This is a genomic window from Corynebacterium sp. A21, assembly GCF_052266655.1.
Classification (GTDB): Bacteria; Actinomycetota; Actinomycetes; order Mycobacteriales; family Mycobacteriaceae; genus Corynebacterium.
Genome location: NZ_JBQPQY010000011.1, coordinates 1 through 15,303 on the forward strand (window position 1 = coordinate 1; position 15,303 = coordinate 15,303).

Annotated in this window: 14 protein-coding genes; 8 read left to right on the forward strand and 6 right to left on the reverse strand. The window is 61.2% G+C overall.

Going from position 1 to position 15,303, the window contains the following annotated elements:
• Positions 1-157: 157 nt before the first annotated feature.
• Positions 158-733, reverse strand: coding sequence for an NADPH-dependent FMN reductase (locus tag ACTU46_RS12955; RefSeq protein ID WP_443382340.1), 576 nt, complete (start codon positions 731-733; stop codon positions 158-160).
• A 201-nt stretch (positions 734-934) separates the two neighbouring features.
• Here ACTU46_RS12955 and ACTU46_RS12960 point away from each other — a divergent pair, with 201 nt between their 5' ends.
• From ACTU46_RS12960 to ACTU46_RS12970, 3 genes are all read left to right on the forward strand, one after another.
• Positions 935-2,002: an NAD(P)-dependent alcohol dehydrogenase gene (locus ACTU46_RS12960; RefSeq protein ID WP_443382342.1), complete on the forward strand. Its 1,068-nt coding sequence runs from the start codon at positions 935-937 to the stop codon at positions 2,000-2,002.
• 37 nt (positions 2,003-2,039) lie between these two features.
• Positions 2,040-3,164 carry a YihY/virulence factor BrkB family protein gene (locus tag ACTU46_RS12965; RefSeq protein WP_443382344.1) on the forward strand — a complete coding sequence of 375 codons (1,125 nt, stop codon included), beginning with the start codon at positions 2,040-2,042 and terminating at the stop codon, positions 3,162-3,164.
• A 63-nt stretch (positions 3,165-3,227) separates the two neighbouring features.
• Positions 3,228-4,103, forward strand: coding sequence for a hypothetical protein (locus ACTU46_RS12970; RefSeq protein ID WP_443382346.1), 876 nt, complete (start codon positions 3,228-3,230; stop codon positions 4,101-4,103).
• A gap of 7 nt (positions 4,104-4,110) precedes the next feature.
• On the opposite strand, the gene ACTU46_RS12975 is transcribed toward ACTU46_RS12970, so the two are convergent.
• Complete coding sequence (locus ACTU46_RS12975) at positions 4,111-4,992, reverse strand: alpha/beta hydrolase (RefSeq protein WP_443382348.1); 882 nt, start codon at positions 4,990-4,992, stop codon at positions 4,111-4,113.
• Positions 4,993-5,135: 143 nt separating this feature from the next.
• Here ACTU46_RS12975 and ACTU46_RS12980 point away from each other — a divergent pair, with 143 nt between their 5' ends.
• The gene (locus ACTU46_RS12980; RefSeq protein ID WP_443382350.1) at positions 5,136-5,774 is read left to right on the forward strand and encodes a CG0192 family protein; all 639 of its coding nucleotides are present in this window, start codon (positions 5,136-5,138) and stop codon (positions 5,772-5,774) included.
• A gap of 1,209 nt (positions 5,775-6,983) precedes the next feature.
• On the opposite strand, the gene ACTU46_RS12985 is transcribed toward ACTU46_RS12980, so the two are convergent.
• Complete coding sequence (locus ACTU46_RS12985; RefSeq protein WP_443382352.1) at positions 6,984-7,937, reverse strand: LysR family transcriptional regulator; 954 nt, start codon at positions 7,935-7,937, stop codon at positions 6,984-6,986.
• A 265-nt stretch (positions 7,938-8,202) separates the two neighbouring features.
• Here ACTU46_RS12985 and ACTU46_RS12990 point away from each other — a divergent pair, with 265 nt between their 5' ends.
• The 4 genes from ACTU46_RS12990 (at position 8,203) to ACTU46_RS13005 (ending at position 11,691) form a co-directional block, all read left to right on the forward strand.
• On the forward strand, positions 8,203-9,270 hold the full coding sequence (locus ACTU46_RS12990; protein ID WP_443382354.1) for an MBL fold metallo-hydrolase: 1,068 nt from the start codon (positions 8,203-8,205) through the stop codon (positions 9,268-9,270).
• 429 nt (positions 9,271-9,699) lie between these two features.
• On the forward strand, positions 9,700-10,857 hold the full coding sequence (locus ACTU46_RS12995; RefSeq protein ID WP_443382488.1) for an MFS transporter: 1,158 nt from the start codon (positions 9,700-9,702) through the stop codon (positions 10,855-10,857).
• A 121-nt stretch (positions 10,858-10,978) separates the two neighbouring features.
• Positions 10,979-11,350, forward strand: a complete 372-nt coding sequence (locus tag ACTU46_RS13000; protein WP_443382490.1) for a YidH family protein — start codon at positions 10,979-10,981, stop codon at positions 11,348-11,350.
• Positions 11,350-11,691 (forward strand): DUF202 domain-containing protein, encoded by a 342-nt coding sequence (locus ACTU46_RS13005; protein WP_443382356.1) that lies wholly within the window; start codon positions 11,350-11,352, stop codon positions 11,689-11,691. The genes ACTU46_RS13000 and ACTU46_RS13005 overlap by 1 nt, the downstream gene beginning before the upstream one ends.
• 248 nt (positions 11,692-11,939) lie before the next feature.
• On the opposite strand, the gene ACTU46_RS13010 is transcribed toward ACTU46_RS13005, so the two are convergent.
• The 3 genes from ACTU46_RS13010 to ACTU46_RS13020 form a co-directional block, all read right to left on the reverse strand.
• Entirely contained in the window at positions 11,940-12,659 is a 720-nt protein-coding gene (locus ACTU46_RS13010; RefSeq protein WP_443382358.1) for a M23 family metallopeptidase, read from the reverse strand.
• A 207-nt stretch (positions 12,660-12,866) separates the two neighbouring features.
• Positions 12,867-13,160, reverse strand: a complete 294-nt coding sequence (locus tag ACTU46_RS13015; RefSeq protein ID WP_443382360.1) for a hypothetical protein — start codon at positions 13,158-13,160, stop codon at positions 12,867-12,869.
• A 132-nt stretch (positions 13,161-13,292) separates the two neighbouring features.
• On the reverse strand, positions 13,293-15,233 hold the full coding sequence (locus ACTU46_RS13020) for a M13 family metallopeptidase (protein WP_443382362.1): 1,941 nt from the start codon (positions 15,231-15,233) through the stop codon (positions 13,293-13,295).
• Between the last annotated feature and the right edge of the window lie 70 nt (positions 15,234-15,303).

Sequence of the window (15,303 nt, forward strand, 5' to 3'; positions counted from 1 at the left end):
GGGCTGATCCTCGAGACCTACCCTTCATCCGCGGGTGTGCAACCCCAACCCCAGCTCCGAAACCAGCTCCGAAACCAGCCACGGACAGCACAAAACCGACCGCCGGCCTGCCGAAGCAGGCCCGCAGTCGGTTCAATCACGGTCGGAAGCTGAAACCCTAGGCGTTGACCAGCTGGCCGGCGCGGACGGATTCCATCGCCTTGGTCCAGGAGACAACCTGGTCGAGCATCGGGATCACCGAGGCGGCTGCATGCTCGGTGGGCTTGAACACGGAGTAGTTCTCGAAGTCGGTGGACAGGGAGAACATGCCCTGCTTCTGTACGTGGGCGATCTGCAGCTCAGAGAGGATGCCGCGCAGGTGCTCGGCGGCGCGCACGCCCATGGCGGAGCCATAACCGACGATGCCGGCGGCCTTGTTGTTCCACTCGACGCTGAGGTAGGACAGGGCGTTGGTCAGGGCGGGGGCCGGGGAGTGGTTGTACTCAGCGGTGACGAAGATGAAGCCGTCGAACTCGGAGATCTTGGCCGCCCAGGACTTGGTGTGCTCCTTGGTGTACTGCTGTGCGGCGGCCGGCATCGGCTCATCCAGGACCGGCAGGTTGAAGTCGGCGATGTCGACGAGCTCGAACTCGGCGTCGGTGCGCTGCTGTGCTTCGGCGAGAACCCACTCGGCAACGCCGGTGTTGTTGCGGCCGGGGCGGGTGGATCCGGTGATGATGGCGATCTTGGTCATGGGGTGCTCCTGGAGTTTATTGAGGTGATGGTCGGCCGGTGGCCTGCCTTTCATAGAATTATGATGACACGTCATCAACTTTCCCGCAAGTGGCAACTTTTTCCGGGGGAGGAGCACCGCCGCGGGACTTCCCGCCGCCCGCACCCCCACGCGGCGTCGATAAGCGATGCGCGGAACCCTGGCAATGCCTACCCTGGGAGCATGACTGCAGCCACCACTGAAACCACCACCCGCGCCTGGGGAAGCCCGGCCTTCGCCGCCCCGCTGGAGCCGATGACGATCAGGCGCCGGGCGCTCCGCGATGATGATGTCCGCATCGCCATTGAGTACTCCGGAATCTGTCACTCCGACATTCATACTGTGCAGGGCGATTTCGGTGAGAAGGCCCAGTATCCGCTGGTCCCGGGCCATGAGATCATCGGCCGGGTCGAGGCGATCGGGGAGGGGGTGACAAATTTCCAGGTCGGTGAACACGTCGGCGTGGGATGCTTCGTCAACTCCTGTGGCGAATGTGAAGCCTGCGAGGCCGGTGAGGAAAGTTATTGCGAGCGCGGCCCGATCACCACGTACGGGGTGCTGGACCGCTATGCCGACGGCGAGTTCACCCAGGGCGGATATTCCCGGAGCATCGTGGTCCGGGAGTCCTTTGTGGTCAACATTCCCGAGTCCCTCGATCCGGCGGCCACGGCCCCGCTGCTCTGCGCCGGCATCACTACTTACTCTCCGCTGAAGAAGTGGGGGGCCGGTCCAGGTAAGAAGGTCGCCATCATCGGTTTGGGTGGGTTGGGGCATGTGGGCGTCAAGATTGCCGCCGCGATGGGCGCGGAGGTCACCGTCTTCTCACATTCCACCGCCAAGCGTGAGGATGCGTTGCGGTTCGGCGCCCAGGAGCATGTTTCCACCGCGGATGGCAGCTTCGCCCAGGAGTGGCGTAATCGCTTCGACCTGATCCTCAATACCGTCTCCGTGGATGTGGACATCGATGCCTACCTCAATCTCCTGCGTCTCGACGGCGCCCTGGTCCAGCTCGGCCTGCCCGCCAAGCCGCTGGAAACCGGAACCCGCACCTTCACCCAGAAGCGCCGCATCCTCACCGGCTCCCTGGTCGGCGGCATCCCCGAGACGCAGGAGATGCTCGACTTCTGCGCGGAGCACGGGGTCACCGCCGAGATTGAACTTATCGACGCCGCGGAGATCAACGATGCCTACCAGCGCACCCTGGACTCGCAGGTACGTTATCGATTCGTCATCGACGCCGCGACCTTTTAGCCGGATTTAAGCTCGGGCGCTGTGGGAGGATGAACCCGTGGTGCAGCCCCAGGAACACATCGATGCGACGCTGAGCGCGGCGGACACCTACGAGGTGGAGCCGGAGAAACTCCGTCACCTGAGCTCCCGCGGTTGGCGCTACGCCTTCAAACGGGTGGTGCAGGACTTCCTCGCTGAAGGCCTGCTCGATCTGGCCGCTCTGCTCACTTATTTCACGGTGCTCTCCCTGGCTCCAGCGCTGCTGGTGGTCTATTCGATCATCACCCTGGTGCTGGCGAGTGACACCCTGGAGATCCTGTCCCGGGTGGAGGAGTTCGTCCATCAGTTTGTCCCCGCGGAGCAACGCGAACTCGTGCTCTCCCTGGTGGATTCGGTCGCTGGCTCAGCGGCCGGGGGCCAGGTCGGTCTGATCATCGGTGTGCTCGTCGCGCTGTGGACCTCATCGGCCTATGTCCGGGCGTTCAGCCGGTGTGCGAACGCGATCTACAACCGCGCTGAGGGCCGGGGTCTTCTCCGCCAGACCGGTGCCATGCTGCTGACCAATATCGGCCTGCTCATCGGCAGCGTGCTCATCCTGATCTCCCTGGTGGTCAATGAAACCCTCGTCGACCGGCTGCTGGAACCGATCGCTGCGCCCCTGCGTCTGGGTGGGGTGCTGGAATTTCTCACCGATACCTTCCTCCCCATCTGGGTCTGGGCGAAATGGCCGTTCATCCTGGTGCTGCTCATCGGCCTGGTGTCCTCGCTGTACTACTTCACCCCGAATGTGAAGCCACTGAAGTTCCGGCTGCTCAGCGCCGGTTCCCTGACCGCCATCATCGGCATCATCCTCGCCGGCGGGGCACTGAATATCTACTTCAGCGTCTTCGCCAGCTTCAATTCCTATGGCGCGGTCGGCTCAGTGATGGCCCTGCTCATCGGCATGTGGATCATCAACACCGTGCTGCTGTTGGGGGTCAAGATCGACGCCGAGGTGGGCCGTGCCCGCCAGTTGCAGGCCGGTATCCACGCGGAGGTGCACAATCAGGTGCCACCGCGTTCGATCGAACGGGTGGCCGGTATGAAGGAGAGTCAGGAGAAACTCATCGCCAAGGGGCGGGAGTTCCGGATCTCCTCCAATGGGAATGCTGCGGGAGAAGAGACCGAAGCTGAGGAGTCTTAGAACTTCTTCATGCTGCCGAAGCTTTCACTGGCATTCGGTGGGGAACTCGCTAGGGTGCTGTTCATGAGGAAACTTGTTTCAGCCTTTAGCTCGTTGACTGCCGGTGCGCTTCTGCTGCTGGCGAACCCGGTCGCGGGTGCCATCACCCTGGATTCCACGGCCGTCCCGGACCGCACCCAGATCACGCTGCGTCTGGATGGTGGGCAGACCTTCGCCACCCCGAATGCTGGAGAGTCCCGCCCGGCGCTGTCGCTGTCCAAGCTCTACCTCGGCCACTGGGTGCTGCACCACGGTGCCGCGGAAGACAAGGACAAGGTAGAACACATGATCCGGGTCTCTGATGATGGGGTGGCCAGCCAGCTCGAGTCGAAGTATCCCAAGGCCATCCCGGACACCATCAACAGTTTCGGACTGACCCAGACCCACCACAACGGTTATTGGGGAAACAGCACCACCAGCACCAATGATGTGACCCGGTTCCTTAGTGAGATCCGCGGCGACCAGGTTTCCGCCCCCATCTTCAACGGCATGGCAAGTGCGGCACCGAGCGCAGCTGATGGCTATACCCAGGATTTTGGCACCTCCCGGATACTGGCGGTCCAGGGCACCAAGTTCGGCTGGTCCGATGACCGTGGGGTCAATGCCACCGCCTCTTTCGGTCCTGGCTTCACCGTGGCGGCCAACACCTATGGCCCGGCTGCCACACACACCGCTGATGTACTCGGCGCGATCACCGGCTCACCGGTCATCCCGACCCCGCCGGGGGAGAGCTCGCCCGGCACCCATGAGCTCAACCTAGGCTCCACTTCGGTCCCGGCGATCACCGGTGCCCAGGTCAAGACGAAGATCGCCTGCCTGGACCCGCATAATCTGCGTCAGGCGATCCCCGATGAGGGGCTGATCCCCACCGCGATCACCGACACCATCCCGGGCTGCTGAAACTCCGCTAGCCCTTCAGGAAAGCCGCAACGTCCTGGATTTTCTCCCGAGCCACCGCGGGCGTCGATACGCGATGGCGGGCGACATACTCCCGCAGGGTGACCTGCTCGGCATCCTCAATCCCCTCGGGGCGGGCGGCGATCTCATCCTGGCGTGCCACCTGCACCAGCGTGCGCGGCCACTCGTTGGCGGCGGGTACGGCGTGGGAGCCACGGATCTCGGCAGGCAGCTTGGCCACCGAGCCCAGATCCGGGAAAGTCAGCACCAAGGAATCAAACTGCTTCGCGGTCAAGGTGGCGAGGGCCGCACCAGAGGAATAACCCCAGCCAGCAACGCTCGAGGCATTGTGGTGGTGGGCGTAGCCGACGGCCTTGGCCACTGCTTCGATCATCTCATCAATGGTGTGGTCCGGGGCCAGCGGATAATCCAGATCCAGGATCATCGTGCCGGAGAGCTCCGCGGCGGCGGCGACCTCGGGGCGCCAGGAAAACTCCAGGGCATCCCCGGAACCACGCCACCAGCCACCGCTGTGGAAACTGACCGCCCAGGCGCCACTCGGGTGGGAGGGGATGAACTGGCGGGCACCGATCTCCGGAACCTCGGTGTAGTCCACATCGCCGATCAAAGCCACACCCGGCATGGAGTGATCCACCGCGGAACCGAGCATCAGCATGGCGGTGTGGGTGATGCGGTCCGGCAGTCGGGCAATATAGGAATCCGCCGGATCGGGGTTGCCAGCGCCACCGGCCCAGGGCGGGGTGAAGTCCGGGATCTCATAGTGGGCGTCGAGGTAGGAAGCCAGCTGTGCGAGCTGATCCTCGGCCGGGAGGTCTCCCTGATGGCCACCGATGCGGTACTCGTCCCTGCTGTTCTGGTTGTCTTCGCTCATGGCCGCCAGCCTAGTTCCGTGATTGCTGGCGTGGGGTGACCGTGGGTTTGCGCCGGAGGCAGCGCGCCGGTGTCGGAATGCCGATAGTCTGGGGCAGACACTGGCTACTTTTGCCGGAAGTAAACTTTTGAAGGAGCACGGACGTGAGCGGAATCGCCGAAATCTTCGATGCGGAGCTCAATCCCGACAAGAACTATATCGCTCAGACCATTGGTGGGTTTAAAACTCTCCTCGGGTCTTACCGCCTGGTGGATACCATCGACGGGGAGGGGGGCATCGAGGTTCTCATTGGGCGTGACCAGGATGATCGTCTGGTGCAGCTGCCGTTGACCTACCGTTCCACCGAGGTGGATCCGGCGCACACCCTCGTGGAGTTGGAGCACAGCGTGCTGGGTCACCGTTGGGTGTCCAATGCCCTGGGGGATCCGGTGGCGGTCCGTGAGTTCATCCGCACCATCATCACCGCCGATGATGGTGCCGCCTACAGCGATGGGACCATCCCAGCCGTGAATATTCAGGGCTCGGGTTCGCGCTATGCCGCTGATGTAGAGATTGGGGAGGTGCGGCTGCTCGAGTCGACCAATCAGCGCGCGGAAGGCACCGTGGTTATCGATGGTCGCTCCCGGATCTTCGGCCTGCGCCTGCCCCGGATTCTCGCCGCCAAGAAGGCTGTCGGCGTGGACTATACGGCCACCCGCCTGCATCTCCACGGCACGACCCCGGAGCAGCCGGATGAGGAGTTGCGGGTCGCGGAGTTCTTCTGGCGGGAGGCGGAGAACTAGAAAGCTTATCGACGCCGGTTTCCTGCGCCACCGCGCAGGCCGCTGGCACTGTTCGGTCACGAGGTAGGTTTCGTAGAAGCGTTCGTGGCTTTCCTCCTGAGCCGCAGTTTGTTCCAAGGCGTCCGGGCTAACACCAGGAATGATTGATGCACATCTTGTACGAGATGTTCGTCTGATCTTTGAGCGTCAGCAGTCACCGCCCAGCGTGAGTCGGTCTCGATCCTCAGTCGCGGCACCCGCCGCCGCGTGGTAGTCATCTCCCCGGACTCTAATGACCGCGTAGTTAAAGCACTCGAGGATATTTGGGCAGCGGCCGGCTGCACATCAGGAGGATGGTGGCGTCTCCCTCGAGGAGCTTAAAGCCGAACTCGGGTTGGACTGAGCTGCAAAACCATGCCCGAACGCCACTATTCGATTCCCACTAAACGCTTCCCCTCTTTGCGAAAGCACGCCGAAAACTGGACCGGCAGCGCTAACAAGCGATTATCGAGGCTGTTGAAGGGCTTTTCGTGTCACTCGGGGATTTCGGTAGGGACGAGCGAAGGAAAAAGCAGCCCGGTAGCCAAGGAGCGCCTGCCACTGCATCCCCTTATCAGGGGAATATTGTCGTTGCTAGTGGACACTTGAAGTTGACCATTCGTGGCTACCCGGAAGGGCTTCAAATCGCCTCCCACTCAAGTGGGGGCGGGCGCGCTGGATGGGAACCGGGGGATAACCGTGGTGGAAGCTCGGTGTGGGCCGATAGGTGTCGATCCCGAAGGCTGGGGCCTTGTCCCACTGCCAGCGCGCTCTGGACCTGTGGTTCGACGTCAAGCTGGCCAACTGGCAGGGACTCCTGTCCTCGTGAGGATGTGGAGGGATAAAGAGCACGGTGCCGGTGGCGGACAAGAGCGGTGGGCGGGTGCCAGAGTGAAATCGAGTTTCAGTCGGAGGGGCCTGTGAATACTCAAGGGCCAAGGTCACCAGCGGCCAGTTTCGCTGTCCACACTCGGTTAGTTACTCATGACCGCTAACAGTCCGCCTCTCGCCGAGGAGTCATATCTGGCCGAATCTGATACCGCTTGCCGCTCACAACACTCTCCCCATAGGTCCTGTAAAAGGCGTAGGAGGGCGCAATCATACGCAGGATCACATATCCATGTGGGGCAAAGCAATGCGGTTGGTCCAGTCCTGCGCGGGGCGTCTAGGCTGGACGCCCCGCCTTATGTCCTAGCTGCGTCTCGGTATTGAGTGCCCGTCGACATCATCCCTGGACGCAATAGCAAGTATCTTCCCCAGCACCCGCTCAACGGCAGGCGGTTGGTATCGCGTGGGATGCCACAGGGCTACGAGCATCAAGGGCGGAATGGGGTCGGCTACCTCCCGACACGCAAGGGGTCCTTGAATAAGTGGGCTGAGTGAACGCGGGACCAAGGTGACCCCCGCTCCTCCCGAAACTAGCGGTAACGCTGTTTGAATGGTGGACACATGGTGGATGCGCTTCGGGTGGGCCTTGGGATGCTGGCGCCAATATGCCTCGAGGGACTCCCCGAGGCCGGGAAACTCTGGGTGGGTTCTGGGTATGAACCAATCCAGATGGGCAACGTCCTCCAGCTGCAGCGGTCCCTCCGACTCATCCGATGGGGCATGCTCAATGGGTAGCGCCAGGACGAGGTCAACGTGCGAAATGATCTCGAAACGGATATCCGGATTCAAGGCCTGCAGGCCTTTCACGTCACTGGTGGGCATGATTCCGAGGTCCGCCTGCCCTTCCCGAATATGAGCAAGGGTAGTGGCAGGATCCGGATCTTCAAGCACGAAATCAATACCGGGAGCCTCCGCCTTGAGCTGCCGTACAAGATGGGGAAGAAATTCCCAGTTGAAGGTGGGCGCCACGTTCATCACAACCCGACCCACCTCACCCGAGGAAAAACCCTTTACTCGAGCGGCGGAAAATTCTATTTGATCAAGAATCTGCACGGCAAGCCGGTAAATCTCCTGACCGGATTCGGTCAGCACGACTCCGGAACGCGTCCTTATCAGCAGTCGGGCGTCCAGCTCCCTCTCAAGATTCTTAACCGTCATCGATAGAGATGGTTGGGCCATGAACAATGTGTCGGCCGCAGCAGTGAAACTGCCGCAGTCCACGATAGTGCGGAAATGGTGAAGTTGACGACTGTCCATAGTTGTAATCTATGCGAAAGGAAGAGATTTAGTATTGGCCAATATCCAAAAGCCCTTCTATCGTGAATCCCGTCACAGTATGAATCACATCACTGCCAAGGTGGATAGTGGAGTAAAGCACTGTGTGTTGAAGGGGTAACTCGATGTCGCTCACTCGACAGGAAAAATCTATCCCGGCCCGGCCGGGCAATCCTGAAGCCTGAAGGAAAGCATCCCCGTAGGCCAGCGGGAGACACACACATACCGCTCGAGAAAAGGAGCTCTCATGCATGAACAGCCACACGTCCTAACACTCGGAACCGCCGGTGGACCCCGATGGTGGGGTGCTACGCCCACGGGGGTTATTCGCTGCGGAATCTCAACCGCAGTGGTTGTCGAAGGCAAGTCGTACATCGTGGATTTCGGACGCGGTGCCGCCACCCAGTTCCAGAAGGCCGGCCTTGACATCGACGATGTGGAGGCTACCTTCCTTACCCACCTCCACTCTGACCATACGGTTGACCTGATCGGGTTCATGCTTTTCGGCTGGATGATGACCGACAAGCGAACCAAGCCGATCCCCATTTACGGGCCGGGGGACCGAGGCGTGCTTCCCCTCGTTAGCCCAGCGGCTAAGAAACAGGTGGAACAGATTTTCGATGATCTTCCAACAGCCGGAACCGAGGATATGGTCTCCCTCCTGCTGAAATCCCACTCCACCGATATCACCGACCGAATGCATGACCTTTTGATGCCCACCCCCTACTCCCTCTGGGAGCCGAATGATATCGAGATTCCCGCTGGCATCGGATATCACCCCAACATGAACGTCTCGCCCGCCGGCATGGAACCGTTCACGGTCTTCGAGGACGACCGGGTTCGAGTTACTGCCACGCTCGTAGAACATCCTCCGCTCGCCCCGGCCTTTGGTTTCCGCTTCGACACAGAGGTCGGCTCTGTCACCATCTCAGGTGACACCGCCCCGTGTGAGAACCTTGTTCGCTTGGCGGAGGGCACTGATCTCCTCCTCCACGAAGCGATTGATCTCGACGGTATGAAGGAAATGTACGAAAAAAGCCCTGGTGGCGAGAGTATGGATGCCTCAATGCAACACCATTATCAGGCCCATACGACCCCTGCAGATGCAGCTAAAATTGCCACTCTCGCTGGTGCTAAGAAATTGGCGTTGCACCACCTGGTTCCTGGAACTGTCGGAGACCACATCGCTGCCGCGGCTGAAGAGCATTTCCCCTCAGGGATTCTCATCCCAGACGACGGGGAGAAGATCTATTTCGGGAACGTGGAGTCGCAGAGCATCCTCCGCTCGGAATCAGCAGCTTACTCGGTGCTGTAATACCAGGCCCTCGTGTTGGTTGGAGAGCGTCACCTTTTTAAGCACCTAAAAAATACCGAAACACCGGGTATTCACCGGTGTTAGACGCTGCAGATCTATGCCTATGCACGCTACAAGGCCCTTGTAGCTCCCTCCGAATTTCGGGCTTTCCCGTCTGGGGCGCAACGAACTGCCCGCTCCAGGGTTTCGCCTTCAGACTTCTGCCACTCTGAGCCCTGGGAACTGCACCTCAAAGAGGAATTCTGTCCGAGCACAGCCGATTGTTACCCACCTCGGATACACACGAAAAGTGAAAATCCAGTTCAAAAGGAAAACATCATGACGGCTATAAATACAGCCCACCAAGAAACTGGGCTTGACCCAGCCCCAGCAACTTCCCCCACCGGTTCGTCGCTTGTCTGGCCCATGGCACTCTGCTGGTTGGTGGTCATGCTCGACGGCTTTGACCTAGTGGTGCTAGGCGCGGCCATCCCGACGCTGACAGGAACTGGAGCAATCGGGTTCACCAACTCAGGAGCCACCTGGGCGTCATCTCTTACCTACGTGGGAGCCGCCATTGGTGCAGCAGGCGTAGGGATTCTGACCTCCAGGTTTGGACGCCGAAAAGTCATCATCGCCTGCGTGGCCGTTTTCAGCATCCTGACCATCTTCTTACCGTTGGCACCCAATGTTGCGGTCTTCGCTGCTCTGCGGATGATTGCAGGTCTCGGGCTAGGTGCCGTGATTCCTACATGTCTGGCCTATATGGGAGAAATTAACCGAGCGAATCGAACCTCCCGGGTCACCACCTTCACCATGACCGGATACCACGTAGGCGCCGTCCTCACCACCCTGCTCACCCTGTCGTTCCTCCCTTACTGGCAAGCACCGTTCGCAATCGGCGGACTCTTCGGCCTCCTTCTGGTCCCAATCCTTATCCTCAAGCTCCCCGAATCACCTGTCTATCTCCTCACCAAGGCCAATCCGGTTTCCGGAAAGAAGCGAGCAGGCAGTGGATTCTCCGAACTTTTTAAAGACAGGGCCTGGACCACCACTACCCTGGCGACCTGGTTAGCCTGTTTCATGGGACTGATCATCGTCTACGGCCTAAACACTTGGCTGCCGCAGATCATGAGCAAGGCCGGATACGCCGTGACCGACTCCATAATGCAACTTTTCGTCCTCAACCTCGGCGCCATCGCGGGCCTACTCTTTGCCGGCTGGATCGGCGATAAATGGAAGCCATCTGCCATCTCTACCCTCTGGTTCCTAATGTCTGCCATCTTGCTGGTCCTGTTGTCCATCAAAATGGAGAGCGCTTTTCTCCTGGGAGCACTGGTCTTCCTCGCTGGTGTCTTCGTCTTCTCGGCCCAGGTGATGGTCTACGCCTTCACTTCCAAGGTGTATCAGGGAAACTCCCGCGCGACAGCAATGGGACTGGAAAACGCCATCGGTCGAATTGGAGCAATCGTCGGCCCCCTCGGCGCAGGCATTCTCGTCACCGCCAACCTGGCCTACCCCTGGGGCTTCTACCTCTTCGCCGGAGCCGCTTTCCTGGGATTGATCAGTATGATGCTCGTCCCCCGGAAAATTCGCACCTCCGCCTAACCACTCGTCAACCCAAAAGTATTCTCCGACGTTATTGCTGATGAGCCTCTCGCTGAGAGGCTCATCAGTCTGCACAAGAACAGTCTTCGACAACCACCGTCTAGGAGCCACCGTGAGCATTATTGAAGACAGACCGACACGACCTTGGCTGTCGCGGACTCTCCTGCCCGAGGGCGAGGAGCCAGATCCGCGCTTCACACTGGCCAACGAGCGGACGTTCCTCGCTTGGACCCGGACCTCTCTGGCATTCCTCGGAGGAGGTATCGCCCTGCAGGCTTTCCCGTTGCAGAATATTTCTGAGGAAATGCGGACATGGTCAGCCTTGTTCGTCATCACTATGGGATTGCTGATCTCCGTAGGGGCCGCTGGGCGCTGGTTAGCCACCGAACGAGCCATGCGTAAAGGTAAGCCGCTGCCCCTCCCTGCGATCGTCCCACTGCTTTCTTTAGCCTGTGTCGTCGCATGCATTCTGGTGATGTGGAGTTTTAGCTGATGCGCTTGGACACCCGGCCCCACGCAGACCCAGGGCTCCAGCCAGAGCGCACTGTGTTGAGCTGGACCCGAACCGTGGTCTCGTTGATGATCGTCAGTGCTATCCTGTTGCGCTGGTCGCCGTATTTCCCGAGCGTCATCTACGGGGTGATCGCACTTATGGCTGGCCTAGCCATCACTATCTATTCCACTCAGCAGCGTCGCTATGCACGCGCTGGATTAGGGATCGCTGAGGAACGGATCGAACCCAGCATAGGAAGTGTTTGTCTCCTAACAACAGCAATGCTCCTATTTGGGATGGCCGGACTCGCTCTACTAGTGCTGGAACTACCTCACCTTTAACCAAAACACCGGCAGGCACCCCCACTGACTTCTCACCTTTAGAAGTAATCGGCTTTCCCGCTGAGGAACACGGCTCAAGCTGCCCCACTTTCTTGGAAGTGGGACACTCACCGAGCGAGCGTGCAGAGGACCTCCGAAAACGACCATGGCTCTGAACACATTCTCTGGCTGTGACCTCAACATCTGTGAGTTGGGGCGGTCACCGTGAAGGACCCAGAACCCACCCCGGGTCCCTATGCCCCAGATCCCTAAAGAACGATGCCGCGCTCCGCGAGCCAGGGGAGCGGATCGATGGCATTGACACCATCCGGGTAGATCTCGAAGTGCAGGTGGGAACCGGTGGAGAAACCCTCATTACCCATTCCGGCGATCTGCTGACCGGCGGTCACCCGCTGGCCAACGGCGACATCGATGGTGGCCATGTGGCCGTAGACGGCGATCGAACCATCATCGTGTTGGACGCGCACCCAGTTGCCGAAACCGGAGGCCGGACCGGCATCAATGACGGTGCCTGCCAGCGCGGCCATGATCGGCGTGCCGATGGCGTTGGCGATGTCCACGCCCTTGTGCATGGTTCCCCAGCGCATCTCAAAACCTGAGGTGAAGGTGCCCTCGGTGGGCTTGGTGATATCCCCGGAGCGGTATTCTGCTGCCTTGACTTCATTGACGTGCAGCGCGGTCTTGACCTGCTCATCAAGGTTGGTCACCGGTTTGAATTCCTCAATGTTGAGGATCTGCGGGGCAGCGGTGGCCAGCTCTGAGGAGAGTGCGCTGTGGTCGGTGGCCAGCTCCAGGTCCAGTTTTTCAGCTTCGGTGCTTGCTGTGGATGCCTGGGAATGCAGGGTGCCGGCGGCTGCGCCGCCTACACCTGCGGTGGAGACGGTGCCGGCGGCCACTGCCACCAGCGCGACCCGCCGCTTTGCCGGAGAGATCCCGATCTTGCGGTGTCTGCCACCGTTTGCCTGCATGTGTTCTCTTTCGTTCTCTGGTCCGTTAGCGGTGGAAACGGCCTTGAGTAACGTTTAAGAGATCCAATAGATACCGTTTCTTTATCTTCGGGTGACACGATAACCCTTGGTCCCATGGGGAATCAATTAGGGTGACCATTTCCTGCGCTCCGGTGGCCCGGAAAATCTGCTCATTCTCCGGGCCACCGGAGCCAGGTGTCCCAGCCGCTAACTGTCCGCTTGTGCCTCATAATGCACCGCACTGACCGAACCGGATGCCGAGGCTAGGTGAGTCTGGGCGCCGGGCACGATGTCGGTGTTGTGGGCGGCGATGGCGAGCCAGCGGGCGGCGATAAGCGAGACGACGAAGGTGAACACCCCACGCCGATCCCCGCCGCGTTCGCCGGTGGACCCCGGTGCCAGCTGCCCGCTCATCCGCCAGAGGGCGTGGACCACCGCGTGTTCCTCGCCGAGCATCCGCACCGCGGTCTTCTCAAACTCCAGGTCAGTGGAAGGGAACATGCCGCCAGAACCCGAGGGCATTGACAAAATCGGCGTCCGGGGTGAACACCGCCGCCAACTCCGCGGACGAAGCCCGATTCCAGGCGGCGCGGAAATCTTCCGCCACGTCCAGGGGCTCAGAAGGCCGCGGGCTTACCAGATGGTCACCCGTTCCTCCGGTGCGAGGAACATCTCGGACTCCGGGGTGATCTCCGGGAAGGCCTGGTAGAACTCACCGATATTTGCGGCGATCTGGTTGCAGCGGAATTCGGCGGGGGAGTGCGGGTCGATCGCGAGGTACTGGGTGGCCAGCTCGGGGCGGATGGTGGTGCGCCAGACACGAGCCCAGGAGAGGAAGAGGCGCTGGATGCCGTTGAACTCGCGCTGCGCCAGCTCCGGCACGGACCCCTCTGCCTCGAAGGCGGCAACCGGGGAGGTCTCGAAGGTCAGCTCCTGATCCGCCAGGTAGCGGCGGTAGGCCACCACGGCGATGCCGAGCCCGCCGAGATCGCCGATGTTCTCCCCGAGGGTGAAGGAACCGTTGACCCCGGCGGTCTCCACCCCGGTGCCCTTGAGCACCGAGGGAACCAACCCGTTGAACTGGCCCACGAGCTTGTCGGTCAGCTCGGTGAAGGCGGTGCGGTCCGCATCGGACCACCAGGAGTTGAGGTTGCCCTCGCCGTCGTACTGGCTGCCCTGATCATCGAAGCCATGGCCGATCTCATGGCCGATGACAGCACCGATGGCGCCGAAGTTCTCCGCGGCCTCGGTCTCCGGGGAGTAGAAGGGGGCGCGCAGGATGGCGGCGGGGAAAGTGATGTCATTGACCACCGGGTTGTAGAAGGCGTTGACGGTCTGCGGGGTGGCGAACCACTCCTCACGATCGGTCGGCTTGCCGATCTTGCCCAGCTCATAATCATGCAGGAAAGCGGTGGCCGCGCGGACGTTGTCCAGCAGTTCAGCACCACCCGGGGTGACGTTGAGCCCCTCGTAGCTGCGCCATTTTTCCGGGTAGCCGATCTTCGCCTGGAACTTGTCCAGCTTCTCCAGTGCCTTTTCCCGGGTGGCGGGGGTCATCCATGCCAGGTTGCTGATGCGCTCGCGATAGGCCTCGGTGAGGTAGCCGACCAACTCCAACATGTCCGCCTTGGAGGAGGCGGGGAAGTGACGCTCGACGAAGATCTTGCCGATCTCATGGCCCACCAGCCGCTCGGCGAGGCCAACCCCGCGCTTCCACCGGTCCTTCTGCTCGGTGGCGCCGGAGAGCCGGGTGCCGTAGAACTCGAAGTTCTTCTCCCCGACCTCTTCGGGCAGCAGCCCGGCGCGGGCGTTGAGGATGTGCCAGGTGGCCCAGAGCTGCCAATCGGCGAGGCGGTCAGCGGTGAGCAACCCGGCGATGTGCTCAGCGGCCGAGGGCATCATGTTGACCAGTCGGCCTTCGGACAGTCCCGCGCCGAGCAGCAGGGTTTCCAGGGCCTGCGGAAGGGCGGACACCGACGTGGGGTTGTAGGTCTTCACAGCGTCACGGGAGGCCACGACATCCCAGTGCCCGGCGGCGATCTCAGCCTCGAGCGCCACGATCCGCTCCGCCGCTACCTCGACATCGAGCCCCTGGAGTCGTTCCGGGGAAAGGAAACCGAGCATGGTGGCCACGTGCTGGCGGTAGGCGGCCAGCGTCTCGGCGTGCGCCTCCTCGCGGTAGTAGGCCTCATCAGGCAGGCCCAGGCCGGACTGGATGAGGTAGGGAACCTCAGCTTCGCTGGCGGAGTCCTTGGTCACCCAGAAACCCACCGGGGCGCCGACCCCGAGGCGGTCGAGTTCACCGAGGACGGTGGTGAATTCCTTGATATCGGCGACAGCGAGGCGGTCGAGGTCGGCGTCGAGGGGGGTCATTCCGGCGGCGTTGATGGACTCGGTGTCCATGAAGGAATCAAAGAGGGTGCCCGCGCGGCCCTCGTCTGCCTCGACGATGACGCGGACATCGGCCTCGGCGGTATCGCGAAGCTGGTGGAAGGTGCCGTCCACGCCGCGATCATCGGGAATGACGTGGGAGGCGAGCCAGGGACCGTTGACATAATGGTAGAGATCATTCATGCCGCCATCCTAGTGAAGGTCCCGGTTCATCGGCGGGCTTATCCGTGCCGCGAAGGGCCAGGTAATCTCG

Bases quoted from the DNA above. Each gene is read 5' to 3' on its own strand.
- ACTU46_RS12955 (WP_443382340.1), bottom strand. From the start codon at position 733: ATGACCAAGATCGCCATCATCACCGGATCCACCCGCCCCGGCCGCAAC.
- ACTU46_RS12960 (WP_443382342.1), top strand. From the start codon at position 935: ATGACTGCAGCCACCACTGAAACCACCACCCGCGCCTGGGGAAGCCCG.
- ACTU46_RS12970 (WP_443382346.1), top strand. From the start codon at position 3,228: ATGAGGAAACTTGTTTCAGCCTTTAGCTCGTTGACTGCCGGTGCGCTT.
- ACTU46_RS12975 (WP_443382348.1), bottom strand. From the start codon at position 4,992: ATGAGCGAAGACAACCAGAACAGCAGGGACGAGTACCGCATCGGTGGC.
- ACTU46_RS12985 (WP_443382352.1), bottom strand. From the start codon at position 7,937: ATGGACAGTCGTCAACTTCACCATTTCCGCACTATCGTGGACTGCGGC.
- ACTU46_RS12990 (WP_443382354.1), top strand. From the start codon at position 8,203: ATGCATGAACAGCCACACGTCCTAACACTCGGAACCGCCGGTGGACCC.
- ACTU46_RS12995 (WP_443382488.1), top strand. From the start codon at position 9,700: ATGCTCGACGGCTTTGACCTAGTGGTGCTAGGCGCGGCCATCCCGACG.
- ACTU46_RS13005 (WP_443382356.1), top strand. From the start codon at position 11,350: ATGCGCTTGGACACCCGGCCCCACGCAGACCCAGGGCTCCAGCCAGAG.
- ACTU46_RS13010 (WP_443382358.1), bottom strand. From the start codon at position 12,659: ATGCAGGCAAACGGTGGCAGACACCGCAAGATCGGGATCTCTCCGGCA.
- ACTU46_RS13015 (WP_443382360.1), bottom strand. From the start codon at position 13,160: ATGTTCCCTTCCACTGACCTGGAGTTTGAGAAGACCGCGGTGCGGATG.
- ACTU46_RS13020 (WP_443382362.1), bottom strand. From the start codon at position 15,233: ATGAATGATCTCTACCATTATGTCAACGGTCCCTGGCTCGCCTCCCAC.